Here is a 23,126-nt window from a genome sequence, read left to right as displayed (position 1 = left end):
GGGGCCGATTAATCTGCCCCAAGTAAACCCTCTCTACTTACCGTCCGGCCGTAAATAATTTGTGAGTGCGAATAGTTTCGAAGATGTCACCGCGCCTCCCCTGAAGTTTCTGGGTGAGCCATCCAAGCCCCACTGCCCACACAAGTTCAGCCACTAAGAGTGCAGTCGCGATGCCAGTAAGGCCCCATAGAGGGGTAAGTAGCGCTGAGAGGAGCAGCAGGACTATCACAGCCAGTGCGCATAGTGCTGCGCTGCGGATTTGGTGCCCACCCAAGGCGAGCAGATGCCCGTTCATCCCGCCCATCACGCGGATCGATTGGCTGATGAGGAAGATAACAAGCGGCCAGTAGCCCGCACCATAGGCAGGACCAAATAGTGCGAGGACGAATGGTCCTATTATGATGGCGACGACTGTTGCCGCGATCATATTTCCAATGCTGACGATATTGGTGCGCAGCAGCAAGGCATCTGATTCCGAACGGTTGGCACTCGACATTGTGGCCACCAAATCTCGGAGCACAAATTGCTGAGATGCGGCGCTGAAGAAGCCGACAAGAGCCGCGAGCCGCACTGCAACGCCCAGCACGGCAACTTGGCTGGGTGGCAAGAAGAGGCCGCCGATTAGGATAACGAGGTCTGCTGTAGCACCCGATACGATTGTGACCATCAACATGGCCGCCGCTCGGCTACGGTAATAGGGGCGAAGACCGCGCAAGTGTGCGCTCTCCACCCGGGCAAAGGCGTGGTCTTTGCCCAGCAGCAGTGCCTGTCCAATGGCCACGGTCAGCGCAATGACCACCATCGCGATCAGCACATAATCAATTGGCGCGTTCAGCCTTAATAGAGCGAGCGCAGCGAGGAAAAGCAGCAAAAGTCCGGGGCGAATGACGAAGTCGGGCACGTAGGAGAGGCTGAAACGCTTATGCGCGTTCGCGACGCTATTGTTCATGCGGATGACGGCAAGGGGAATTGCCGCGAGCACTCCGAAGAGCGCCGCTTTTGCAAAGCCGTCTTCAAGTGGGAGGACGAAGGCGAACGGCGTCACCACCAGAAAAAGCGCGATAAGAACGAAGATATCCCGTCTTGCCGCGCTTAAAAACGCACGCTCAAGATTTAGACGGCCAAAAGCTCTAAATCGGGCGAGATAGGTCAGGGCGATCGTGTGATACCCGCCTGTCGCCATAAGACTGACGAAGGCGGTCACCGACATTGCGAGAAACGCCATGCCCACATCATGCGGCAGAAACATGCGTGCGAGCATGAGCTGGCTTAAGAAGCCGAAGCCTGCTCCGGCAAGTCGGGCCCCCATAACGCCAGCAATTGCCATTAAGATACGCGTCATCGGGCCACTGCCTATTTCCCCCCAGCGTGGAGAGCGACACTGCCTCCGCATGCGTGTCATTTCGGTTAAATCACGCGCCAGTTTGTTTCAGGTGGCACTCTCTCCAAAATCAGCCGTACTCATCGGTACGGTTCTAGTTGACGCAGGTCCGTGCTTAGGCTTAGAACCAATCCAATCTATCATTTCTCCGCTCGGATACGGACATGACCAAGGCCCGCACGCTCTACGATAAGATCTGGGACGACCACCTCGTTCAGAATAACGAAGATGGTACGAGCCTGCTCTACATCGACCGCCACCTCGTTCACGAAGTGACCAGCCCACAGGCGTTTGAAGGTCTGCGTATGAACGGTCGCAAGGTCCGTCATCCAGAGCGTACGCTTGCTGTCGTTGACCACAACGTCCCGACCACCGATCGTTCGCTGCCCAATCCGGATCCAGATAGTGCGATCCAGATCGAGACTCTGGCTGAGAACACCCGCGACTTCGGCATTGAATATTACGACCCCTTCGACAAGCGTCAGGGTGTTGTCCATATCGTTGGGCCGGAACAGGGCTTTACGCTGCCGGGCATGACCATTGTGTGCGGCGATTCCCATACCTCCACCCACGGCGCTTTTGGCGCTTTGGCCCACGGTATCGGTACCTCCGAAGTGGAACACGTTCTGGCGACCCAGACGCTGATTCAGCAGAAGGCCAAGAACATGCTGGTGCGTGTTGACGGTCAGTTGCCAGCAGGCGTCACGGCCAAGGACATCATTCTCGCTATCATCGGTGAAATCGGCACGGCCGGCGGCAATGGCCACGTGATCGAGTTTGCTGGCGAAGCCATTCGCTCGCTGTCCATGGAAGGCCGTATGACGGTCTGCAACATGACCATTGAAGGCGGCGCACGCGCTGGCCTGATCGCTCCAGACGAAACCACCTTTGCTTACGTAAAGGATCGTCCACGCGCGCCGAAGGGCGAAGCCTTCGACATGGCCGTCGATTATTGGAAGACCCTCTACACCGACGAAGGTGCACATTACGACAAGGTCGTCGTTCTCGACGCAGCCAAGCTGCCGCCAATTGTGTCCTGGGGTTCCTCGCCAGAAGACGTTATCTCGGTTCAGGGCGTTGTTCCCAACCCAGATGATATCGCTGACGAAACCAAGCGTGCATCGAAGTGGCGCGCGCTTGACTACATGGGTCTCAAGCCCGGTACGCCGATCACCGACATCAAGATCGACCGCGTTTTCGTTGGTTCTTGCACCAACGGCCGTATCGAAGATCTGCGTGCAGTCGCGTCGGTTGTGAAGGGCAAAAAGGTTGCTTCGACCGTGTCCGCGATGATCGTCCCAGGCTCCGGTCTGGTCAAGGAACAGGCTGAAGCTGAAGGTCTTGATGTGATCTTCAAGGATGCTGGCTTTGAATGGCGCGAGCCAGGCTGCTCCATGTGTCTGGCGATGAACCCAGATAAGCTCAAGCCAGAAGAGCGTTGCGCTTCGACCTCGAACCGTAACTTCGAAGGCCGTCAGGGCTTTAAGGGCCGCACCCACTTGGTGTCCCCAGCCATGGCAGCAGCTGCTGCAATCGCTGGCCATTTCGTCGACATTCGCGACCTGCACTAATTTGAGTGCCGCCGATTGGTCGGGGCGGTTCGCCCCGACATTGGATGACATTGAAGCATTGGCGAGCCAAGCGCTCGCCACTCTTCCCGAACCCTTCAAGAGCCTTGCGGCGGATGTCACCTGTCAGGTGGCCGAATTTGCCGAAGACGACGTGCTTGAAGGCTTTGGCATGGACAGCCCGTTTGAATTGATGGGCCTATTCCAAGGCATTGGTCTCACCGAAGACGGGGCAGTGCCGCAAACTGGGCAAGCACCCAATTCCGTTTTTCTCTATCGTCGCGCCATTCTCGATTATTGGGCCGAGCATGATGACAACACCTTGGGTGAGATCGTTACCCATGTGTTGATCCATGAACTGGGCCATCACTTCGGCTTCTCCGATGAGGACATGGAAGCGCTTGAAGCGCAGGCCGACGCCGAAGAGCTCTAAGCTCAAATCTCGTCTTTGTTGACGAACTCAAATTCAGCTTCATTGCCGCCCGACGGATCATCCGACACGCGCAGTGCGAGATTGTTCTCGTCGAGTGCGGTGAACCACTCTTCCCAACTCACCAGTTGAAAGCCGCCAACGCGGTCAGGCCCCTGGTCACCATTGGCGTTCATGGCCTCTTGGCCAAAGGCGAGCTGTAAAATGGTGCGGCTGTCCAGGCCATCAGGCACTTCCATCAGCACCGGATTTCCGGCCCGCGCAATTGTCCACTCGCGGATGTCTTCACGGTCGGTGAGAATTTTGCTCATCATGCTCTCCTTACTGGATGAGTTGAGAATACATTTTTACCATGCAAAGTTCCGCCGCCTGTTGAGGAGTCCAGTCGATGCCACGTTTGGGTTTAGAGCTATCGGGGGCGTGTCTCTCATTTCTGGCCCTGATTGGGTCAGCGAGCGCTGACAGCTGCACTGTTCCTGCAGATGTTGAGCTACGGGCCGCAGATGTACAGCGGATTGACAGTTTCGAGACCGCCCGAACGCGCGGATTAAAAGAAGCCATGGCTGGCGCCACCAAGGCTGAGAGCAAAATTCTCACGGATGTAGTGTGGGCTAAAACATTGCCCTTCAATGAAATTCCTATGGGTGCCTACCAATGCCGCGTCATCAAATTGGGTGGGATCACGCCCGTCAGCATCTACCCCTATTTCGAGTGTGTTGTTTCGGAGATGAGCACCGCGATTGAAAAGTTTACCGGCTCTCAGCGTTTTCTCGGGACACTGCACAGCAATGACAGCGGCTCCGTATTCTACAAAGGTGCGCTTAACTATCAGAACGAGCCTGAGCCGATCTTCTTCGGCGACGATGCTGAGCGCAATCAGGTGGGCTGTGTGTTCCAGATTTCGGCCACTTCGCCGCGGTATCGGATGGAATTACCGCTGCCACTCTACGAATCTACCTTTGATGTGATCGAATTGGTCCCGAAAGACTGAACCAGCTCTTTTGCCCAGTGCGTGAAGCCTGATATGAGCGGCAACGGATAGAATACAAAGGCGCGAGATGGCTCAGAACTCCAACCGCATCCTCTTGGGTAAGATTGGTGCTGCCCACGGCATTAAAGGCGAAGTGCGGATTATTTCGCACACGGAAGACCCAGAGGCAATTGGCAGCTACGGTCCGCTCGATACAGATCGTCCGGGGCTCGTGATCACCATTGAAAAGGCGCGTCTCAGCAAGACCGTACTGGTGGCGCGCTTGAAGGGCGTGGCTGATCGTAATGCGGCCGAACTGCTCAATGGCGTTTCGCTGTTCGTTGATCGCGAGCGCTTGCCAGAGACCGATGACGAGGATGATTTCTATCATACCGATCTCATTGGCCTCGATGCGCGCTTGGAAAACGGCGTGTCGATCGGTGAAGTCTCGGCTCTGCCCAATTTCGGCGCTGGGGATTTGATTGAAGTGCGCGACCCGCGCTCTGGCGACACATTCCTTTATCCCTTCACCAAGGCGGTGGTGCCCCAGATCGATATCAAGGGCGGCTATTTGGTGATTTCGCCGCCATTGGACGCTGATCCGGGCGAGGAAGAGCCAGCGTGAGTTTTTCGGCAGATATTATCACCCTATTCCCCGATCTGTTCCCCGGCACCTTGGGCGCTTCAGTTCTGGGGCGTGGCATGGCCGATGGCCATTGGCAGCTGAACGCTACGAATTTGCGAGATTTTGCCACGGACCGCCATCGCACTGTTGACGATACGCCGTCTGGCGGTGGCGCCGGCATGGTGCTCAAACCCGATATTTTAGCGACAGCAATTGATGCCGTAGCGCCGGCAAGCGATCCGCGTCCGCGTATTCTGATGTCCCCACGCGGCAGGCCGCTCACCCAGCAACGCGCGCATGAGCTTGCGGTGGGGCCGGGCGTGGTGATTGTCTGCGGACGTTTTGAGGGCGTGGATCAGCGCGTTATCGATGCGCGTCAGCTCGAAGAAATTTCCATCGGAGATTATGTCCTCGCCGGTGGTGAAGTGGCGGCCATGGTGCTGCTCGAAGCTGTGGTGCGCTTGATCCCCGGTGTGCTCGGAGCGCTGGATAGTCGCGACGAGGAAAGCTTTGAGAACGGCATGCTCGAATATCCCCACTACACCCGTCCACAGGTGTTTGAGGATCGAGAAATCCCGGCGGTTTTGACCTCGGGGGATCATAAGAAAATTGCCAAGTGGCGGGCCGAGCAATCGCTCGAGCTGACCAAGGCGCGGCGCCCGGATCTCCTAAAATAAGCGCAATAAAAAAGGCCCCGAAATCGGGACCTTTTCTTTTCTTACTGCGCCAGTGCACCAAGCACGCGCACCCATGAGCGGATGCCGCGATGGTAGCTTTCGAGATCGTACTTCTCGTTAGGCGAGTGAATCTGATCGTCGATATGGGCAAAGCCAATGAGGAGGGTGTCGAGGCCGAGGATCTTCTTAAATTCGCCCACGACCGGGATTGAACCGCCCGAACCAGTAATGACAGCCTGCTTGTTCCATTCGTCGGTAAGGCCGGCGAGTGCCTGACGGAGCAGTGCACCATCAGCCGGAACGGTCATAGCTGGCGAACCGCCGTGCTCGATAAATTCGACCGAGCAATCTGGTGGCAGCATCGACTGAACATAGGCGCGGAAAGCGGCGCGGATTTTCTTCGGGTCCATGCCGGAGACGAGGCGGAAGGAAATCTTGGCGCTAGCCTTGGCTGGGATGACGGTCTTAAAGCCATCGCCGGTATAGCCACCGATCATGCCGTTGATTTCGCAGGTTGGGCGGGCCCAGAGCTGTTCAAGAACGGAGCGGTTCTTTTCGCCCGCAGGGGTGTGCAGGTCGACGGCGCCGAGGAAGGCCTTTTCGTCAAAGCCGAGGCCTGCCCATTGCGCCTTAAGTTCATCGGAAAGCTCGGCAACATCGTCGTAAAAGCCGGGCAGGGTGCAGGAGCCATCGGCGGCGCGAAGGCCCGCGACAATATTGGCAACCACCTGATTGGGGTTGGCGGCAGCATTGCCGAACATGCCCGAGTGCAGGTCCTTGTCGGCGGCGGTGACGATGATTTCTTCGCCCACCAGACCACGCAACATGGTGGTGATCGACGGGGTCGTGCGGTCCCACATATCGGTGTCACAGACGAGCGCGATGTCGGCCTTCAGCTCTTCGGCATTGGCTTTCATGAACGGAGGCAGGTTCTTGCCGCCGCTTTCTTCTTCGCCTTCCAGCATTAGCGAGACGCGAACAGGCAGCGCGCCCGTTGCCGCCTTCCAAGCGCGGCAGGCCTCGATAAAGGTCAGCATCTGGCCCTTATCGTCGGACGCACCACGGGCGACGATGATCTTGCGGCCGTCTTTTTCCTTGATCTGCGGATTGAACGGATCGGTGTCCCAGAGCGAGATCGGGTCGACGGGCTGAACGTCATAGTGCGCGTAGAACAGCACGTGCGTACCAGGCTGTTCTGGGCCGTGGGCAACAACCACCGGATGGCCCGGCGTTGGGCGGGCGGCGGCATCAAAGCCGAGGTCGGTCAGCTCATTGGTGATCCAGTCGGCAGCTTTTTGGCATTCTGCGGCATATGCCGGATCGGTCGAGATCGACTTGATCCGCAGAAGGTCAAAGAGCCGGTCCAAGCTGTTTTGGAGCCCGTGATCGACTTCACTGAGAACTTTGTCGATCGTTTCTTTGCTGGTCATGAACTGAGGTCCTTGGTGTATGGGCAACGCGTTTGGACACCATGGCGCGGGGCGCTTCATCATGTCCAGCCTCTGTGGGTCTATTCTTGTTATCTTACTGCGCCTATGGTGCGCGCGAAGATTTGAGGAGCATGTGCATGGATCGGTCAGGCGGGAAGACGCGGCATTCAGGGGATCTGATTGCAACGCTATCCGGGCGAAATCTGGCGCGAAATCTGCACTCGGATGTGCTCTGGAGCCTCGGCTTGGGCATCGTGTCGGGCGAATATGCCGAAGGAACGATCCTGCCTTCCGACGCGGAATTGCTCGAACGCTTCTCTGTGTCCCGTACTGTTCTGCGTGAGGCGCTCAAAACTCTTGCCGCCAAGGGTATGATCGAAGCACGTGCCCGTATCGGCACCCGCGTCCTGCCGCGCAACCGTTGGAACCTTTTTGATGGCGATGTCCTGGCCTGGTTCTTTGAACTGGGGCCAGAGGTGGGCTTCCTCAGAAGTCTCGCTGAAGTGCGAATCGGTATCGAAATTGAGGCCGCAGCCTTGGCGGCGGAACACGCCGATCCGGAAGCGGCCGCTGAGCTAATCGCTTGGGTCGATAAAATGGCTGCCGCCACCGAGCCGGTCGAGTTTGCCCGCTGCGATCTCGAATTCCACAAAGCCGTTGCCGCCGCCTCGGGCAATCCCTTTATGGCGTCGATCTCGGCACTGGTTGAAATGGCGCTGACAGCGGCCTTTACCATTTCCTCGCCGGTCAACGAGCCCGATGCGCTCGCGATTACGGTGGGGGTCCATCGCCGTATCGCTGAAGCCATTCGGGATCGTGATCCGGTTCTCGCCCGCGCCGCTATGCGCGAGGCGATCGCTCAGGGTTTTGAACGCGCTGCTGGACGGATGGAAGAGGCCTAAACCAGATCGAACACTGAGCCCATTCTTGGGGTGAAAAGGCGTTCATAGGTTTTCATCAGCGTGCCGTCGGTCATGCTGGCGATATAGTCGCAAATGATCCGTGGGTTTTCGTCCGCGTCCTGCCAGCGCTTCAGCACGTCTGGCGGCAAAAAGGCCTGCGGCTCGGATGAGACCGCTTCAAACACCGACACCACCATCTGCTGTCCCTTAAACTCCATCTGCTGCACTGAGGGAGAGCGGATGACGTTGTGATAGACAACATCCTTCAAAGCACGGACAAAGGCGCGGTCTGGAGCAGGCAATTCCGCGCGGTATTTGACGATAGGGTCGTCAAACTCAGCGTGTTCGACGATTTCGATCCGCGCCATGAGATGGTGGATGATACGTCCGATCCAGCGTTTGAGACTCAAAGTTGAGCGACCAAAGAGGCCCGCCACGAAGGTCGCGTATGGATTGGTGCCGAACTCTTCCGGGTAGCGAGCGGTCAGTGCTTCCAAAATGCTGGCACATTTGTCTTCGGTGACACTCGCCAAAAAAGCCTCTTCGCTGATGAGGCGCAGTTTGAGTGCGTCTTCGAAATCATGGACGCCAAAGGAAATATCGTCGGCCACGTCCATGATCGAACAATCGAAGGATTTGTGCAGGGCTTCGGCATGTTTGCCAGGCTTGGCGCGGGCACTGGTGAAGGCATCGCGTTCCGCTGGAGAGAGCGGATCGATCAACCAACCGACTATATCGACCTCGCTATCGAGATAGGCCTTGGGGGGCTTCGAGCGCTGACGATCGATCAGTTGTAGCGTGGATAGGCCTTGGTTAAGCGCGGGCTTTAATTCGGGATTGGCGGCGGTCGAATAGGCGACGGGGTATTTTAAAATACCCAACACGGTGCGCCGCGTGAGGTTTGAACCTGCGCCATGAGAAAACTCTTCTAGGCGCCCGATGATGCGCAGGGTCTGGCCATTGCCCTCAAAGCCGCCGTGATCGCGCATGCAATAGTTGAGTGCGACTTCGCCGCCGTGGCCAAAAGGCGGGTGCCCCAGATCATGCAAGGCGCTAATGGCTTGAATGGCAATCAGGCTTGGCAGGTGTTGGCTGCGCGGGCCGTTCGCATAGGTGTGCGCCAGTTGCCGTGTAATGCCGCCCGCGATCTGCGCCACTTCCAGGCTGTGGGTCAGGCGGGTGCGATAAAAATCGCCATCACCGAGCCCGAGGACCTGGGTCTTGCCCTGCAATCGCCGGAAGGAAGCGGAATGCACGACGCGGGCGTAGTCGATCTCTTCTGGCAGGCGAATATCGTCCGTTTGGGCGTCCGTTGCTTCCCGACGCTCAAACCACACCGCACCTGCCTCTGACATCGCTCAAAACCCCACTGCCGAACACGTCCATTCGGCAGCATTTTAGGCGACTGAATGGCCCGTTCCTTCGAGCATAAACCGGCCAAACTGCCAATGGCTTTGGCGCTTACTTCCCGGTTTCTGCGCGGGTGCGCGGTGCGGCCTTGGGCCAAACTGCGTTGAAGCGCTGCACAGACGGGTCATTGCGGGCAATGCGAATGTCATTGGCAAGGCGATCGGCCCAGCGGCGAGCCGTTTCGACAATAGTGGCGTTGAGATTTTTGCCCGAGAAGATTGTCGAGACGCTCCAAAGTCGCGCCTCGGCAGCAATATTGAAGACTTTTTGAGTGTGGGTGAGGCTGCCCAATTCGCTGTTCGAGCGGATGATGGTTTCCAAGGTCATATGACCGATGCACGCGCCGCCCGCAGCCTGATAACCGATGGTCGAGAGCCGCAAAATGGGGCTCAGCGCATCATAGCTGGCGAGGGGTTCGGTGTAGACAGTGACCCCTGCCATGACCAATTCCGAACGCAGCGCGTGAAAAACCTCACTCTGATTGGTCCAGCACGAACCGTTGACCTGATCGCTGACAACCAATTCTACCGCGCGCATAAGACCAAGCGCCTGAGCGCCTGACATGGTTTCTGTCGCCTGTGCCCGCTGGTTCAGATACGCCGTTTCGCTGGCAAATTCTGCTGCGATGGAGGGACTGGAAAATGCCAGTGTTGAGGCCACGATCGCGGCCAAGCAAATACGACTGTCCACCATTATCCCTTTGCCAATATTGTGGTATATCAGTGTAACTTAGTTCTTTTTATGCGGGCGTTGTAAAGCGCTCTATCCACAATCAATACCTGTCACCGTGGCGCGGAATTTTCTAAGACTTCGCTAACGCGCTTTCGACAACGGCCAGCCTGAGCGTCCCAACGACGGTTCGGTCGCATCCTCCAAGAATGATCGGATGTAACTGAGGGGCTCCGATCGAATAACTGGCGTGGACGCTATCCCGCGCTCTGCGGATGCTTACACGAGTTTCCGTTCAACAAGGCTTTTCGCTGTGGCCAGCACAGCTTGCTTGGCGGGAATGAAATCATGGCCAAGCAGAGCAATCGCGGCCTTTGAATCGAGCGGCTTAGGGTACCCCAACTCCCCAACATTATCCCGCACTTGCTGATCGAAACGCGCATAGAACCGTACCAGCCAGTCCGGGATTTCAAAGCGCGGAATGCGATAGCTGGGGTAGGCGGCCTTGAGAATCTTTGCCGTGTCAAGAAAGAGCAGCGTGCCGTCCCCCATAGGAAAACGCTGCCCGCCAGCGCTTGGCGTGGTCATCGCTTTGACATGGGCCTCGGCCACATCGCGCGCATCGATGCAGGTAATGGGAATACGCGGAGCGGCCGGCACGGAGCCATCCATCAGGCGTTTGATCAGCAGGCCCGAGGTGCCGACATCATCGTCAAGAAGAGGGCCGAGAATAACGCTGGGATTGATCACGGCGAGCCGTTCCATCTGGCCTGCAGCCTTCACCAGCTCCCAAGCGCGGCGCTCGGCGCGGGTCTTGCTCTCGATATAGGCGTTTTGCGGTCGGCCATCGAGATTGGTCCAATCTTCTGGTCCAAAGGGCTTGGTGCGGGATTTGTCGTGGCCATAGGCCATCGCGGCCATAGAAGAGGTGAGCACGATGCGTTCGACACCCGCCTTGAGCGCTGCCGTAATTGCACGCTCGGTACCAGCAACCGCCGGGCCAACAAGCTCGCTCTTGTCTTTGGGCATATTAAGCACGAAGGGCGACGCTGTGTGCTGCAGATAGCGCACGCCGTCCATCGCTGCGTCCCAGCCATCGTCGTTGGTCAGATCCAAACACACAAAGCTTAGTCGGGAGACATCACACTTGGCTTTGGCCAGAGTGGTTCGAACGGCATCGGCCTTTTTCAGATCGCGCACACTGCCGCGCACGGTAAAGCCCGCGTCGAGCAGGGCCTTGGCGACATGCCCGCCGAGAAAGCCAGAAACGCCCGTGACAAGAACTGTGTCGGTCATGCCTGCGCCCCTGCCATTGCTATAGCGGCATCTTAAGGGCTGCGTCCGGCTCAAGCCAGTGTGATTGCGCTTCTAGGAACTCTTGCACAGACCACTCGTTCGACACGCAGAACACCGGGAGGAGCGAAAATATGTTCAACAGTCATTTCTTAACTGCGCACCACGACATCCGAGCCTGGGTGCTTGAGCAGCACGGGTGTCCGGCGATCGCTTTGACACGCGATCGAGACGGGGCTGAAAAGGCTCAGCTCCGCCTTAAATTCGTGCGCTACGGCGATGAGGAAGCGCTCGATGGGCAAACCACACCGTGCTCGTGGAAGGCGTGGCTTGCCGAACTCGACCGCCAGCAATTGGCATTGAGGGTCGAGCCGTCTGGCGATTACGCTCTAGTGCCCCGAAATACCGTGCACTAAGCGCGGGCCTGAATGCCCAGCGCTTCGGCCAGCAGTTTGTAGGAGCGGCGGCGCAGATCATAGGAGTGGATGGTTGTGGTCACCATCACTTCATCAGCGCCCGCCGCCTTCGCTTTGGCGGAAATTTCTTCTGCCATGCGCTCGGGGCTGCCGACCATCCAAAGAGCGGATTGATGCTCAATGATCGAGTGTTGTTGCGCGGTCAGCTTGTAGGCCGAGGCCTCTTCTGGAGAGGTCAGTTGACGCTGTTCCCCCGTGAGGAAACGCGCCCAATTTACCGCCTGCGAGGTGGAGAGGTATTTTGCTTCTTCGTCGGTCGGCGCGCAGATGACCGATAGACACAGCAGGGTTTTGGGCTCTGGAAACTCTTCGCTAGGCACAAAGGCATTGCGATAGGCGGCAAAAGCGGGCGCAGCCGGGGTGTGGCTGAAGTGCGCAGCAAATGCATAACCAAAGCCGACCTGTCCCGCCGCTTGCGCCGATGCGCCCGATGAGCCGAGCAGCCACTTCGGTGGCAGTTTGATGCCGCCTGGGGAGACCGGAACACGTGAGAAGGGGTGGTCAGCTGGAAAACTGTCGTCGTCAAACGCCATCAGCTCGGCGAGATAATTTGAAAACTCTTCACCGCCACCACTGCGTAGCGCGCGCATGGCATATCCGTCGCCCCCTGGCGCGCGGCCAATACCAAGGTCAATGCGGCCCGGATGCAGAGCTTCAAGGGTGCGATAAGCTTCGGCGATACGGAGCGGCGCGTGGTTGAGAAGCATGACGCCTCCGGAGCCAACGCGAATATTCTTGGTCGCCGCAGCAGCGCTGCCGATCAGAATTTCGGGAACAGAGGATGCAATGGACGGCATGCCGTGGTGCTCGGCATACCAGAGGCGTGTGTATCCTAGCCCATCGGCCGCCTGCGCTAGTTTGATGGTTTCAGCCATCGCTTGTGGCGTGGTTGAGCCCTGAGCGATGGGGGCCAGATCCTGAAGCGACAGAGCGAAGGGCGCAGACATGGCTCAACCTTAGTACAATTTCGTTTCATCGTTAGATCACGATGAAGCTGGGAAAAATCAACCCTTCAGGTGAAAAATAGAGTCAGGGGAGTCGCTTCCTTGTCCAGTGTGGCTGAAATGAGCTTGCGGCTAAGCCTTCATTCACGCAGTAATTCCCATCTCTGTATGAGGATGGATTCCATGAAGCGTATTCTTGCCGCCGCTGCCGTTGTGGCTGGCGTGGTTTCAACACCAGTGTTGGCGCAGGATTTTGGACTGTCTGAAGTGCGCGGCGGCGTGTTTGCTCACAGTGCTGACGAGCCAGGCGCGCTGTTCGGCGTCTTCAACGTCTCCCGCATGCAGGACCTCAATGTCGAGCTTTTGTTCGACACCCCCGGTCTGACAGAGTGGGTCACTCTTGGTGAGCTGCGCCCTCATCTTGGCGCCACCATCAATTACGCCGGGCTCGAATCTATGGCCTATGCTGGCGTCAGCTGGACTGTGCCGCTATTTGACACACCCATCTTCGCCGAGCTCAGTTTTGGTGGTGCGGTCCACAATGGCTCAACCAATGGACAGGCTGTTGCCCCTGCGCGCGACCTTGGCTGTTCATTTGTGTTCCGCGAGTCGGCCAGCTTGGGCGTGATGCTCAACACGAACGCGTCGATCATGGCGACGGTCGAACACGCGTCCAATGCGAACCTTTGCGATGGCAATCGCGGTCTGACCAATATGGGTGTTCGCTTCGGCTATAAATTCTAAGCCCAGCGCGACACAGCAGATATAAAAAAAGCCCGGGTCGCCCCGGGCTTTATCATTTAGGCCGCTTGGCCCGCGGAATAGCCAGAGGCCCAAGCCCACTGGAAGTTATAGCCGCCCAACCAGCCGGTGACGTCTACCGCCTCGCCGACAAAGAACAAGCCGGGCACATCGCGCGCCATCAGCGTTTTCGCGTCGAGGTCAGTGGTGTCGATGCCACCCAAAGTGACTTCCGCTGTGCGATAACCTTCTGAGCCAACTGGTTTTAGGGTCCACTTGTTGATCACTTCGGCAGCGGTCGCGAGTTTCTTGTCCGAGAAATCGCCGATCATGCCGGGCTGGTTGATGACTTCACCGATCAGCTGCGCCAAGCGCTTTGGCAGGCGGTCACCCAGCGCGGTCTGGATATGCAGTTTCGGCGTAGCCTTGCGGGCTGACTTGAGGAATTCAAGTGCGTCTTCGCCCGCCAGAAGATCAACCGAGATCGCATCACCTTCGCGCCAATAGGACGAGATCTGCAGAATTGCTGGGCCGGAAAGGCCGCGGTGGGTGATCAGCAGCGCTTCTTCAAACTTGGTCTTGCCGTGCGAGACAATGGCATTGGTCGAAACGCCAGCCAAAGGCTTCAGCATTTCCAGCGCGCCGGGCTCAAAAGTGAGCGGCACGAGGGCCGGGCGGGTGTTGGTGACCTTAAGGCCGAACTGGCGCGCAATCTCATAGGCAAAGCCGGTCGCGCCCATTTTCGGAATGGATTTGCCACCCGTTGCAATGATTAGGCTTGTCGCGGTCACGCGGCCATCGCCAACCATAACGTCAAAGCCTTCGTCGGTTTTCTCAATGGTACCAACGGAACGGCCAGTCCAGATCGTTGCGCCAGCGGCGCGCAGATCATTGGTCAGCATGGTGATGATCTGCGTGGCGGGGCCATCGCAGAACAACTGGCCGAGGGTCTTTTCGTGATAGGCGATGCCCTGCTTTTTCACGCGCGCGATAAACATTTCAGGAGTGTAACGCGACAGCGCCGACAGCGCGAAGCGCGGATTTTGGCTCAGGAAGCGCTCGCGGCCCAGAACGTGAGTGGCGTTCACATTGGTGAAATTGCAACGTCCGCCACCGGAAATGCGGATCTTCTCGCCGGGGTCGCGGGCATGGTCGACCACCAGCACCTTGCGCCCACGCTTGCCGGCTTCAATGCCAGCCATCATGCCTGCAGCGCCCGCGCCAATAATCAATACATCGTAGTCGGCCATGTGTGGTCCTTTCGTCTATCCGAGGCGTATCTGGGGCCGAGAGTTTCAGCAAGCGCATTGACTCTGTCCTACAGTGGAGTATGACAAGTCCTGCACTTCAATAGGAAGTTAGAGTTCGTCATGCGCAGCTTCGGCTCCATCGCCACTATCGCAATAAAAACTTGGCCAAAAGCCGAGTGCGATACTGCCATGACTAAAACCACCAAAACCGCTTAGAGCTTTTCCCCGGGTCGTCTCCCGTCGGGGAGAGGCTCAGAAAACCACTGGCCGCATCAAACGATGCGCGGGGGCGGTGAATGGTAAGGGACCGGAGTTCCAAAATGGGTTATCGCGTCGCAGTCGTCGGGTCCACGGGCAATGTGGGCCGCGAAGTTTTGAACATTCTGGCCGAACGCAAGTTCCCGGCGGATGAAGTTTTCGCTCTCGCATCGTCAAAGTCGATTGGCAAAGAATTGTCCTATGGCGACAAGATTTTGAAGGTGCGCGATCTGCAGCACTTCGATTTCTCGACCGTCGATTTTGCGATCATGTCGGCTGGCGGCTCTATCTCCAAGGATTGGGGTCCAAAGATCGCAGCGGCAGGCGCCATCGTCATCGATAACTCGAGCTATTGGCGTTACCACGCCGAAGTGCCGCTGGTGGTTCCTGAAGTGAACGGCGCGATCCTTGAGCGTTGGCTGGCTGACGACAAGCGTCAAAACATCATCGCCAACCCAAATTGCTCGACCGCCCAGCTGGTTGTGGCCCTCAAGCCGCTCCACGATGCCGCCAAGATCAAGCGCGTTGTTGTCTCGACCTACCAGTCCGTTTCCGGCGCTGGCAAGGAAGGCGTCGACGAGCTGTGGAACCAGACCAAGGGCATTTTCGTCAACGATAGCCCAACCCCAGCCAAGTTCCCCAAGCAGATCGCCTTCAACGTCATCCCGCACATCGATGTGTTCATGGAAGACGGCTACACCAAGGAAGAGTGGAAGGTTCTGGCAGAGACCAAGAAGATCCTCGATCCCAAGATCAAGGTCACCTGCACCGCCGTGCGCGTTCCGGTTTTTGTTGGTCACTCGGAATCGGTCAATATCGAGTTTGAAAACCCGATTACCGCTGACGAAGCCCGCGAAATCCTGCGTGAAGCTGATGGCATCACCGTGCTCGATAAGCGCGAACCAGGCGGCTACGCGACCCCGGTTGAAACCGTTGGTGATTACGACACCTATGTCAGCCGTATCCGTGAAGACGTCACCGTCGAAAATGGTTTGGCTATGTGGGTTGTTTCAGACAATCTGCGTAAGGGCGCAGCGCTCAATACCATTCAGATCGCGGAAACGCTGATCGCCAAGGGTCTCAAGCCCCGCGCGTAATCTCGTGATGCAAGCGCTCACTATTGGCGCTTCGCAAAATCGCGGAACAAGACTAGAAGGCGGGCAGTGATGCTCGCCTTTTTGCTGTGAAGGACCAGTGTAATGCAGCCGCGCGATCTGGTTCTGGCGCTCATTGTGGTGCTGGTTTGGGGCATCAATTTTATCGCCATCAAATGGGGCGTCGAAGAAATCTCGCCCTATATGCTGACTGCGCTGCGCTATATCGGGTGTGCGCTCCCGGCAGTCTTTTTTATCCGAAGGCCCCAAGTCAGCCTTGGCCTGCTCACCGCTTATGGCTTTAGCGTTGGGGTGCTGCAGTTCAGTTTCCTATTCTTGGCCATGCGCGAAGGCATGCCCGCCGGGCTCGCCAGTCTCGTCATGCAAATGCAGGTGTTTTTCACCCTAGCGCTGGCGGTGCTGGTTCTGCGCGATCGCCCGGCGTGGGTGCAGTGGGCCGGCGCGGGACTTGCGCTTATCGGTTTGAGCGTCATCGGGGCCGAACATGTGGGCGGCGCCATTTGGGGGCCGCTGCTGCTGACCATTGTCGCGGCCTTCTGGTGGGCTGTTTCCAACATCGTCACCAAACAGGCGGGCAAAATCGATATGTTGGCCTTCGTTGTTTGGGGCGCGCTGATCCCGCCCTTGCCGATGGTCGTCTTGGCGCTGATCTTTGATGGTCCGAGCGCCATAACTGGTCTTCTCGCCGTTTCGCCGCAAGCTATCGGCTCGGTGCTGTTTATCGCCTATGGCTCGACGCTTTTGGGTTATGGCTGTTGGGCGTTTTTGCTGGGTAAATATCCCGCCAGCATGGTCGCGCCATTTACCCTGCTGGTGCCCATAGTTGGCTTTGTTGCGGCCTATTTCATTTTAGGTGAGCAGATGAGCTGGTTTGAGATTGGGGGCAGTCTGCTGATCTTTTTGGGCCTTCTGCTCAATGTGTTTGGGCCTCGTTTTCTTAACCGCGTGCGATCCAACTAATGCCTATCCGTCATGTTTTGCTCGCTCTTGTGGTTGTCGCGATCTGGGGCTTTAACTTCGTCGTCATCAAACTGAGCGTTGAGGCGATGCCGCCACTGTTCGCGGCGGCGCTGCGTTTTCTCGCCGTCGCCATTCCGGCGGTCTTTTTCATCAAGCCCCCTAAAGCCCCGGCGTGGTTGGTCATTGCCTATGGCTTGGCATTTGGCTTTGCACTCTATGCCTTCCTCAACCTGTCCATGGCCTGGGGCATGCCTGCGGGCCTGTCTTCGCTGGTGCTGCAGGTGCAGGCCTTTTTTACCATGATCATCGCCTTCCTGATTTTAGGAGAGCGACCCAATCGGTTTCAGATCATGGGGGCGGGTGTGGCGTTTTTTGGCATTGCCGTCATTGCCACTGAGCGTTTGAGCGGCACTGAACTTTTGCCGCTCAGCTTTACTGTTCTTGCGGCTTTGGCTTGGGGAGTTGCCAATGTGCTGACGCGCATGGCTGGGCGGGTCAATCCACTATCGCTCACCGTTTGGGGTTCGCTTGCTGCGCCCTTGCCCCTTCTGGCTTTGTCGCTCCTCACCGAAGGGGGAGCCGCGATCGCCACGGCGATATCGAGCTTTAGTTTGAGCGACGCAGGCCTGATTGCATTTTTGGCCTATCCATCATCCATGCTGGGCGGCGTTATCTGGGCGTGGCTGCTGATGCGTCACCCCGCTTCAGTGGTGGCACCATTCACCCTGCTCGTTCCTGTCACCGGCTTGGTCTCGGCCTATCTGGTCTTGGGTGAAACAATCACGGGTGTTGAAATTTTGGGCGCGATGTTTGTCATTGCAGGCCTCGCGGTGACCTTGGCCAAAAGGCGCCCTGTGGCTTAGTCCAAAACGGGCTCAATGGGCTCGGATGGCGCTGGGTCAAGCATCATGGCTGGCGACGGTAAAGCCGTGGGTTGCAGGCCATTGAGTTGTTCTGGCGTGAGCCCGCCCCATCCATCCGCGTCCGCTCGCGCATATTCGTCTTGGCTCAGATCGGGCCAGACTACGCGCAATTCTTCAAAGCTTAGTCGCCCATTGCCATCGGTATCGACGGCCTGAAAGGTCAGTGGGGATTGGGCAAAGCTTAGGCTCGATGAAAGGGTCAACGCTGCAAGAGCCTTAAGGATAATGCGCATGGAGGGTCCTCCATCTGAATAGGAATGGCTGCGGCCGCCCTAATCAGTTAGGGCGGCCGACGGCAGGTCGATTATTGTGCGCTTGCTGCCAGCAAGGCGTCATATTCTTCGGCAGAGAGTGCGCCATTGCCATCGGTGTCAGCCGCAGCGAATGCCTCAGGCGTTAGGTCTGGCCAAGCCACTTGTGCTTCAGCGATAGAAATTGCGCTGTCCGCGTCGGTGTCAACAGAAGCGAAGTCCGTGGGCGTTGCAACCTGCGCAAAAGCAGCGCTAGTCAGGCCAAGGGCGATAACAGATGTAAGCAATGTCTTCTTCATGGGTTTCTCCATGCTGATAGCTTTCATGCAATGCCTTTTTGGGGCACCGGCGCTGAATGGCCCCGCGAGAAACAATCTGACGGGGTAATATGGCCAGTTGTGCGCCCTCATGGGGCGAGGCTGGACCCATGTCGGGACCATTTTGAGGCCGGGATAATCCCCCGCCGTTAAATGAAAATAATCGTCTGAAGTGACAGATCTGAACTAGAGTGAAGTGTCTCTGTCGATCAATTGATCACGATCGTGGCAGATCAAATGCCCATAAAAGGCAAAAAGCAGGCGGGAAGACCTGCCTGCTTTTTATAAAGATGGGTTGGGGGCGTTTTATTATGGGAAGGGGCGGATGAAGTCGCCGTTCTGGTTCATAACCCACAATTCCCCGGTCGAAATATCAAACCATGCGCCATGTACGGCCAGTTTGCCTTCGGCTTCCAGCTGGCTCACATAAGGGAAACTGCGCAGGTTCTGAATGGAGTTGCGTATCGAAATGCGCTCCATTGCCGTCTGGCGTTCAGACTGGGTCAACAGATCCGCGCCAGCCAGCTGGCTTGGCAGATCGCCGAGCATGCCGAGCCACTTGCCGATAAAGTCGCCGCTATCCAGAGGGGTCGTCGCTGGGTTGAGCGCCGCCTGCATGCCGCCGCAGCGCCCATGGCCCATGATGACGATATTGGCGACGCCGAGCGCCTTAACGGCATATTCGATGCCGGCTGAGGTGCCGTGCTGCCCACCGTCTGGTTGGTACGTGGGCACAAGATTGCCGACGTTGCGCAGCACGAACATTTCACCCGGGCCAGAGTCGAAAATCATTTCTGGCGCCGCGCGACTGTCGCAGCAGGCAATAATCATTGTGGTTGGGTTTTGGCCAAGGTCGGCTAGACCGCGAATGCGTTCCTTTTCCCGGGTATAACGCCCGGACATGAAGTTCGCGTGGCCATCGAGAAGATGCTGAGGAAAGCTATGCATAACCACTCGATTAGCTGTAAGAGCCTTCAAGATCAACACCGGCTTTAGCCGTATATGGGGGGGCAATTATGCAGATCTATCGTTTTCTGACGGGCGAGGACGACTCTTCTTTCTGTCACAAGGTCACAAAGGCCTTGACCGAGGGGTGGCAATTACATGGTAGTCCAACTTACGCTTATGATCAGGTGACGAAAAAAATGCGGTGTGGCCAAGCTGTCACGCGTATTGTTGATGAACAGGTCTACGACCCAAGCCGTAAACTCACCGATTACTAAAAGCATTTCTCCCGCCCATTACCAGCGAGCTGGTACTGAAACGGGAGAAACACTCGGGAGGAGCCGATTGGCGAGGACGCTGTTTTAGCGCCCTCACTGGTTTCTTTGCGAAGACTAGAACTCGTTCCACGCTTCGGCGGTCGCAGCTTGCCCGCCGAAGTAGGTTTTAGCCGCTTTCTGCACGCTCTTAATAAGCCCACGTGCGCCGGATACTTTTTCGATCGCACCAGAGGAAGAGGTTTCGTTGGCCGAGTCCATCGCAGCAGAATCGCGCAGCGTGAAGGTTTCAACGATCGAATCCACGCGGCTGGCTTGACCCTCGGTCTGCTCGATGGAAGCGTTCATTTCTTCAACGAGCGCCGCGTTGTGTTGGGTCATTTCATCCATCTGACGCACAGCGATATTCACTTCACCAATTCCAAAAGCCTGAGCTTGGCTGTCGCTCGCAATATTGCCCATCAGAGCCGCTGAAGAGCTGACCCCTTCGACAATTTCCGTCAAACGACCGGCCACATCACTGACGAGCTTGGTGCCGTTCCGCACTTCATCGCCAGACTGTTCGATCAAGGCCTTAACATCGGACGATGCTTGCGCCGCACTTTGTGCCAGACGCCGCACTTCCACGGCCACAACCGCAAAGCCCTTGCCGGACTCGCCAGCGCGCGCCGCTTCCACTGAGGCGTTGAGCGCCAGAAGGTTGGTCTGGAAGGCGATGTCGTCAATCAGGCCAATGATGTTGGAGATTTTGGCAGCTGAGGTGGAAATGCGCTCCATTGCATTGGTGGCCTGGCCCATAACTTCATTGCTGGCTTCTGCAATTGAACTCATGCGTTCGGCGCTGTCACTGGCTTCGCGGGCTCGTGTTGCATTCAGCGTCACGGTATTGGCCAGCTGATCCATTGCGGCGGAGGTCTCCTCAATGGTCGCGGCTTGGCGGGTCGTGCGCTCAGACAGATCGTTTGCACCTTCAAGAATTTCGCGAGTGGCGCGCTTGAGCGAGCGGGAGGTATCGCGCAGCTGCAAGGTTATGGACTCGATCTTGTCGGCAACCGAGTTTGTACTCTGCTTGAGGCGCGAGAAGGCACCGCGATAGTCCCCGCTCATGCGGTCCCGGAGATCGGCTCGCGCCATCGAGCTGAGTACGCGATCTGCCTCGTCGAGCGCTTCTTCGATACTATCGAGCATGCCATCAAGATTGCCGGCGATCCGATCGATTTCAGGGTCACCAAAGCGGGTGGCGAGGCGGGCGCTGAAATCACCCGCGATGGCTTTTTCGATGACGCCGTCAAAGGCGCTCTGGAAGTTCGCCATCATGTCAGCACGGGCTGCAATCTCAGCGGCGCGCACCTGTTTTTCTTCCTCGGCCAACTGCACATTGATGCCGTTGACGCGGAAGGTTTCGAGTGCACGCGCCATTTCGCCCAATTCGTTCTGGGTTTGGGTGCCTTCAATGGCAATATCGTAATTGCCGTCCGTCAGCTTGCCCATGGTGCCCGTGAGCTTGGCGAATGTACCGTTCAGCCAGCGGCCGGTGATGATAGCCAGCGCTAGACCAATGACCAGACCTACAGCTGAAATAATCATGATGATGGTCAGCTGCAGCGCTTCTTGTTCAGAGATGCGCGGGCCAAGTTCGTTCTGCCGAGTGTGGGTTTCCGACGACAGGCCCTGATAGAGCTCGTAGATCCGTGGGCCCAGAGCGGTCAGCGTGGAGGTGAGCGCGTGATTGCGTGGGTCTGCTCCGGTGGCTTGGGCACGGGCGACCGTTTCGAAATTGTTCAGATACTGCGCCGCGAGAACGCGCACCTGGTTGGTGACCTCAAGCGCATGTGGGTCATGCTCGAAGAGCTGGTCAGTCTCCTCATTTGCCGTTGCAATGCGTGTGGCGACTTTGCGAACCTCATCAGCCCATTCGGGCGTTGGGTTGAGCAAATAGTTCAAGAAATCAATTCGCAGCAGTGAAACGTCTGCAGCATGCTCGTCGACGGTCAGGGATTCTCGGGCTGTCGCACGGTATTCATGAAATAAATGTTCGGCATTTGACATCAGCATAATTGCCGCTGCGCCAGTAGCGATGATTAGTACTGTTAAGGCGCCAAACGCGCCGTAAATTCTGGACCGAACACTTCGGAACATACGCATAGCACCAACCTCCTGTTGATGCTTGAAAGCTTCCCGCTCAGATATTACTTATTGATTACAATACTTTGCGCTGCGGCGCGTTGATTGTAGTGTAGTTCTGAATTCTGCTTGGTGACAGATGTTTACCGATAGTTTTATGTCAAAACTTTATTACGCCGATCGCCTAAATCGCTGCCAATCTAGTAAAATATCCGCAGTATTAAGTCCGAGGCGGGGTGCGAACGTCTTGTGCGCTCTGCGAACAAAGTGCGGCTTGCGCAGAAAGTATGAGCTTCCGGCTGTCAGAGGGCTTTGATTTCCGGACGCCGTGAGTCTAAAACCTAGACCAATTCCAAACTGTCCGCGACACCTCGTCGCGCCAGCCGGTCCCGGAACAGAGTCCCCATGACGGTCAGAGCCCGCCCCACTTCGCCGCATTTGCAGATTTACCGTTGGACCGTCACCATGACGATGTCCATCTTTCACCGCGCCACAGGCATTGCGAACTACTTTGGTGTTTCGCTTTTCGTCATTTGGCTGCTGGCGGCTGCCTTCAGCGCTGATGCGCTGGATGTGGTCAACGGCGTCTATGGCAGCTGGTTTGGCCAGATCGTGATGTTCCTGTTTTCCTGGAGCCTTGTTCATCACATGTGCGGTGGCATTCGCCACTTCGTCTGGGACAGCGCTGCAATGATGGAGCCGGGCCAGCGCGAGAAAATGGCTTGGGCAACGATTATTGCATCGGTTGTGATCACGCTCGTGATCTGGACTGTTTTTGTGTGGGTGGGCTAAGCCATGAGCGACAAAAAAATCTCTTATGAGCAGATCGCCAATCCGAAATCGCATTATGGTAATGCGCGCGCTTCGACACGCCACTTCATTACCCAGCGCGTAAGCGGCGCGGTCAATATTGTCCTTCTCGCACTGACCCTGTTCATCATGGTTCAACTGGCGGGCGAAGATCGCTCCGACGTGGTTGAGCTGATTGGTGCTTGGTACATCGGCCTGCCATTGGCTGTGTTGATCGCGGTGGCCGCGATCCACATGCGCAATGGCATGCGCGATACGCTTGAGGACTATATGCACGGCAAGACCTACGATCTGGCCATGCTTCTCAATACGCTTTTCTGTCTGCTGCTTGGCGCGCTCGGCATCATTGCCGTGCTCAAGCTTGTCTTCTGGGGTTGAACTC

At 57.1% G+C, this 23,126-nt stretch carries 26 protein-coding genes; 14 read left to right on the top strand and 12 right to left on the bottom strand.

Annotated features, from left to right (window positions below; all coding sequences use genetic code 11):
• Positions 1-37 precede the first annotated feature (37 nt).
• A complete protein-coding gene (locus tag H4N61_RS16730) occupies positions 38-1,342 on the bottom strand; it encodes a hypothetical protein (RefSeq protein WP_182394528.1) in 1,305 nt (434 codons plus the stop codon).
• A gap of 203 nt (positions 1,343-1,545) precedes the next feature.
• Between H4N61_RS16730 and leuC the strand changes: the two genes are divergently transcribed.
• Both leuC and H4N61_RS16720 read left to right on the top strand, forming a co-directional pair.
• Positions 1,546-2,952 carry a 3-isopropylmalate dehydratase large subunit gene (gene leuC / locus H4N61_RS16725; protein ID WP_169196559.1) on the top strand — a complete coding sequence of 469 codons (1,407 nt, stop codon included), beginning with the start codon at positions 1,546-1,548 and terminating at the stop codon, positions 2,950-2,952.
• Between the two features lies 1 nt (position 2,953).
• Positions 2,954-3,382: a metallopeptidase family protein gene (locus H4N61_RS16720; RefSeq protein WP_169196558.1), complete on the top strand. Its 429-nt coding sequence runs from the start codon at positions 2,954-2,956 to the stop codon at positions 3,380-3,382.
• 2 nt (positions 3,383-3,384) lie between these two features.
• Here H4N61_RS16720 and H4N61_RS16715 read toward each other — a convergent pair whose 3' ends face one another.
• Positions 3,385-3,690, bottom strand: a complete 306-nt coding sequence (locus H4N61_RS16715; RefSeq protein ID WP_169196557.1) for a hypothetical protein — start codon at positions 3,688-3,690, stop codon at positions 3,385-3,387.
• Positions 3,691-3,767: 77 nt separating this feature from the next.
• Here H4N61_RS16715 and H4N61_RS16710 point away from each other — a divergent pair, with 77 nt between their 5' ends.
• The 3 genes from H4N61_RS16710 (at position 3,768) to trmD (ending at position 5,651) form a co-directional block, all read left to right on the top strand.
• A complete protein-coding gene (locus tag H4N61_RS16710) occupies positions 3,768-4,370 on the top strand; it encodes a DUF4893 domain-containing protein (protein WP_182394527.1) in 603 nt (200 codons plus the stop codon).
• A 67-nt stretch (positions 4,371-4,437) separates the two neighbouring features.
• The gene (rimM, locus tag H4N61_RS16705; RefSeq protein ID WP_182394526.1) at positions 4,438-4,974 is read left to right on the top strand and encodes a ribosome maturation factor RimM; all 537 of its coding nucleotides are present in this window, start codon (positions 4,438-4,440) and stop codon (positions 4,972-4,974) included.
• Entirely contained in the window at positions 4,971-5,651 is a 681-nt protein-coding gene (gene trmD / locus H4N61_RS16700; RefSeq protein ID WP_182394525.1) for a tRNA (guanosine(37)-N1)-methyltransferase TrmD, read from the top strand. Before rimM ends, trmD begins: the two co-directional genes overlap by 4 nt.
• A 41-nt stretch (positions 5,652-5,692) precedes the next feature.
• Here trmD and H4N61_RS16695 read toward each other — a convergent pair whose 3' ends face one another.
• On the bottom strand, positions 5,693-7,081 hold the full coding sequence (locus tag H4N61_RS16695) for a M20/M25/M40 family metallo-hydrolase (RefSeq protein ID WP_169196553.1): 1,389 nt from the start codon (positions 7,079-7,081) through the stop codon (positions 5,693-5,695).
• Positions 7,082-7,218: 137 nt separating this feature from the next.
• Here H4N61_RS16695 and H4N61_RS16690 point away from each other — a divergent pair, with 137 nt between their 5' ends.
• A complete protein-coding gene (locus tag H4N61_RS16690) occupies positions 7,219-7,983 on the top strand; it encodes a FadR/GntR family transcriptional regulator (protein ID WP_169196552.1) in 765 nt (254 codons plus the stop codon).
• Here H4N61_RS16690 and H4N61_RS16685 read toward each other — a convergent pair.
• The 3 genes from H4N61_RS16685 to H4N61_RS16675 form a co-directional block, all read right to left on the bottom strand.
• Positions 7,980-9,338 carry an anti-phage deoxyguanosine triphosphatase gene (locus H4N61_RS16685; RefSeq protein WP_182394524.1) on the bottom strand — a complete coding sequence of 453 codons (1,359 nt, stop codon included), beginning with the start codon at positions 9,336-9,338 and terminating at the stop codon, positions 7,980-7,982. The genes H4N61_RS16690 and H4N61_RS16685 overlap by 4 nt on opposite strands.
• 106 nt (positions 9,339-9,444) lie before the next feature.
• Positions 9,445-10,065 (bottom strand): hypothetical protein, encoded by a 621-nt coding sequence (locus H4N61_RS16680; RefSeq protein WP_182394523.1) that lies wholly within the window; start codon positions 10,063-10,065, stop codon positions 9,445-9,447.
• Between the two features lie 276 nt (positions 10,066-10,341).
• The gene (locus tag H4N61_RS16675; RefSeq protein WP_182394522.1) at positions 10,342-11,358 is read right to left on the bottom strand and encodes an NAD-dependent epimerase/dehydratase family protein; all 1,017 of its coding nucleotides are present in this window, start codon (positions 11,356-11,358) and stop codon (positions 10,342-10,344) included.
• A gap of 131 nt (positions 11,359-11,489) precedes the next feature.
• Here H4N61_RS16675 and H4N61_RS16670 point away from each other — a divergent pair, with 131 nt between their 5' ends.
• On the top strand, positions 11,490-11,771 hold the full coding sequence (locus H4N61_RS16670; RefSeq protein WP_182394521.1) for a hypothetical protein: 282 nt from the start codon (positions 11,490-11,492) through the stop codon (positions 11,769-11,771).
• Here H4N61_RS16670 and H4N61_RS16665 read toward each other — a convergent pair.
• A complete protein-coding gene (locus tag H4N61_RS16665) occupies positions 11,768-12,778 on the bottom strand; it encodes an LLM class flavin-dependent oxidoreductase (RefSeq protein ID WP_182394520.1) in 1,011 nt (336 codons plus the stop codon). The genes H4N61_RS16670 and H4N61_RS16665 overlap by 4 nt on opposite strands.
• A 180-nt stretch (positions 12,779-12,958) precedes the next feature.
• Here H4N61_RS16665 and H4N61_RS16660 point away from each other — a divergent pair, with 180 nt between their 5' ends.
• Positions 12,959-13,519 carry an acyloxyacyl hydrolase gene (locus tag H4N61_RS16660; RefSeq protein ID WP_169196546.1) on the top strand — a complete coding sequence of 187 codons (561 nt, stop codon included), beginning with the start codon at positions 12,959-12,961 and terminating at the stop codon, positions 13,517-13,519.
• A 56-nt stretch (positions 13,520-13,575) separates the two neighbouring features.
• On the opposite strand, the gene H4N61_RS16655 is transcribed toward H4N61_RS16660, so the two are convergent.
• Positions 13,576-14,766, bottom strand: coding sequence for an NAD(P)/FAD-dependent oxidoreductase (locus H4N61_RS16655; protein ID WP_169196545.1), 1,191 nt, complete (start codon positions 14,764-14,766; stop codon positions 13,576-13,578).
• Positions 14,767-15,086: 320 nt separating this feature from the next.
• Here H4N61_RS16655 and H4N61_RS16650 point away from each other — a divergent pair, with 320 nt between their 5' ends.
• From H4N61_RS16650 to H4N61_RS16640, 3 genes are all read left to right on the top strand, one after another.
• Positions 15,087-16,121 (top strand): aspartate-semialdehyde dehydrogenase, encoded by a 1,035-nt coding sequence (locus H4N61_RS16650; protein ID WP_169196544.1) that lies wholly within the window; start codon positions 15,087-15,089, stop codon positions 16,119-16,121.
• Between the two features lie 102 nt (positions 16,122-16,223).
• A complete protein-coding gene (locus tag H4N61_RS16645; protein ID WP_169196543.1) occupies positions 16,224-17,099 on the top strand; it encodes an EamA family transporter in 876 nt (291 codons plus the stop codon).
• Positions 17,099-17,962: an EamA family transporter gene (locus H4N61_RS16640; RefSeq protein WP_169196542.1), complete on the top strand. Its 864-nt coding sequence runs from the start codon at positions 17,099-17,101 to the stop codon at positions 17,960-17,962. The genes H4N61_RS16645 and H4N61_RS16640 overlap by 1 nt, the downstream gene beginning before the upstream one ends.
• On the opposite strand, the gene H4N61_RS16635 is transcribed toward H4N61_RS16640, so the two are convergent.
• From H4N61_RS16635 to H4N61_RS16625, 3 genes are all read right to left on the bottom strand, one after another.
• Positions 17,959-18,255: a hypothetical protein gene (locus tag H4N61_RS16635; protein ID WP_169196541.1), complete on the bottom strand. Its 297-nt coding sequence runs from the start codon at positions 18,253-18,255 to the stop codon at positions 17,959-17,961. The genes H4N61_RS16640 and H4N61_RS16635 overlap by 4 nt on opposite strands.
• Positions 18,256-18,326: 71 nt before the next feature.
• Positions 18,327-18,572, bottom strand: a complete 246-nt coding sequence (locus H4N61_RS16630) for a hypothetical protein (RefSeq protein ID WP_169196540.1) — start codon at positions 18,570-18,572, stop codon at positions 18,327-18,329.
• 327 nt (positions 18,573-18,899) lie between these two features.
• On the bottom strand, positions 18,900-19,538 hold the full coding sequence (locus H4N61_RS16625; protein WP_169196539.1) for a carbonic anhydrase: 639 nt from the start codon (positions 19,536-19,538) through the stop codon (positions 18,900-18,902).
• A gap of 68 nt (positions 19,539-19,606) precedes the next feature.
• On the opposite strand from H4N61_RS16625, the gene H4N61_RS16620 reads away from it, so the two are divergent.
• Positions 19,607-19,813 carry a DUF1737 domain-containing protein gene (locus tag H4N61_RS16620; protein WP_169196538.1) on the top strand — a complete coding sequence of 69 codons (207 nt, stop codon included), beginning with the start codon at positions 19,607-19,609 and terminating at the stop codon, positions 19,811-19,813.
• A gap of 114 nt (positions 19,814-19,927) precedes the next feature.
• Here the strand turns inward: H4N61_RS16620 and H4N61_RS16615 are convergent, their stop codons facing one another.
• Positions 19,928-21,955, bottom strand: coding sequence for a methyl-accepting chemotaxis protein (locus tag H4N61_RS16615; RefSeq protein ID WP_182394519.1), 2,028 nt, complete (start codon positions 21,953-21,955; stop codon positions 19,928-19,930).
• 384 nt (positions 21,956-22,339) lie between these two features.
• On the opposite strand from H4N61_RS16615, the gene sdhC reads away from it, so the two are divergent.
• Together sdhC and sdhD are read left to right on the top strand one after the other, a co-directional pair.
• Positions 22,340-22,726, top strand: a complete 387-nt coding sequence (gene sdhC / locus H4N61_RS16610; RefSeq protein ID WP_169196537.1) for a succinate dehydrogenase, cytochrome b556 subunit — start codon at positions 22,340-22,342, stop codon at positions 22,724-22,726.
• A gap of 3 nt (positions 22,727-22,729) precedes the next feature.
• Complete coding sequence (gene sdhD / locus H4N61_RS16605; protein WP_182394518.1) at positions 22,730-23,122, top strand: succinate dehydrogenase, hydrophobic membrane anchor protein; 393 nt, start codon at positions 22,730-22,732, stop codon at positions 23,120-23,122.
• Positions 23,123-23,126: the final 4 nt, after the last annotated feature.

Source organism: Devosia sp. MC521 (assembly GCF_014127105.1).
In the GTDB taxonomy this organism is placed as follows: Bacteria; Pseudomonadota; Alphaproteobacteria; order Rhizobiales; family Devosiaceae; genus Devosia.
The sequence above is the reverse complement of the archived record's forward strand: the minus strand, read 5'-3'. Positions and strand labels throughout refer to the sequence as shown.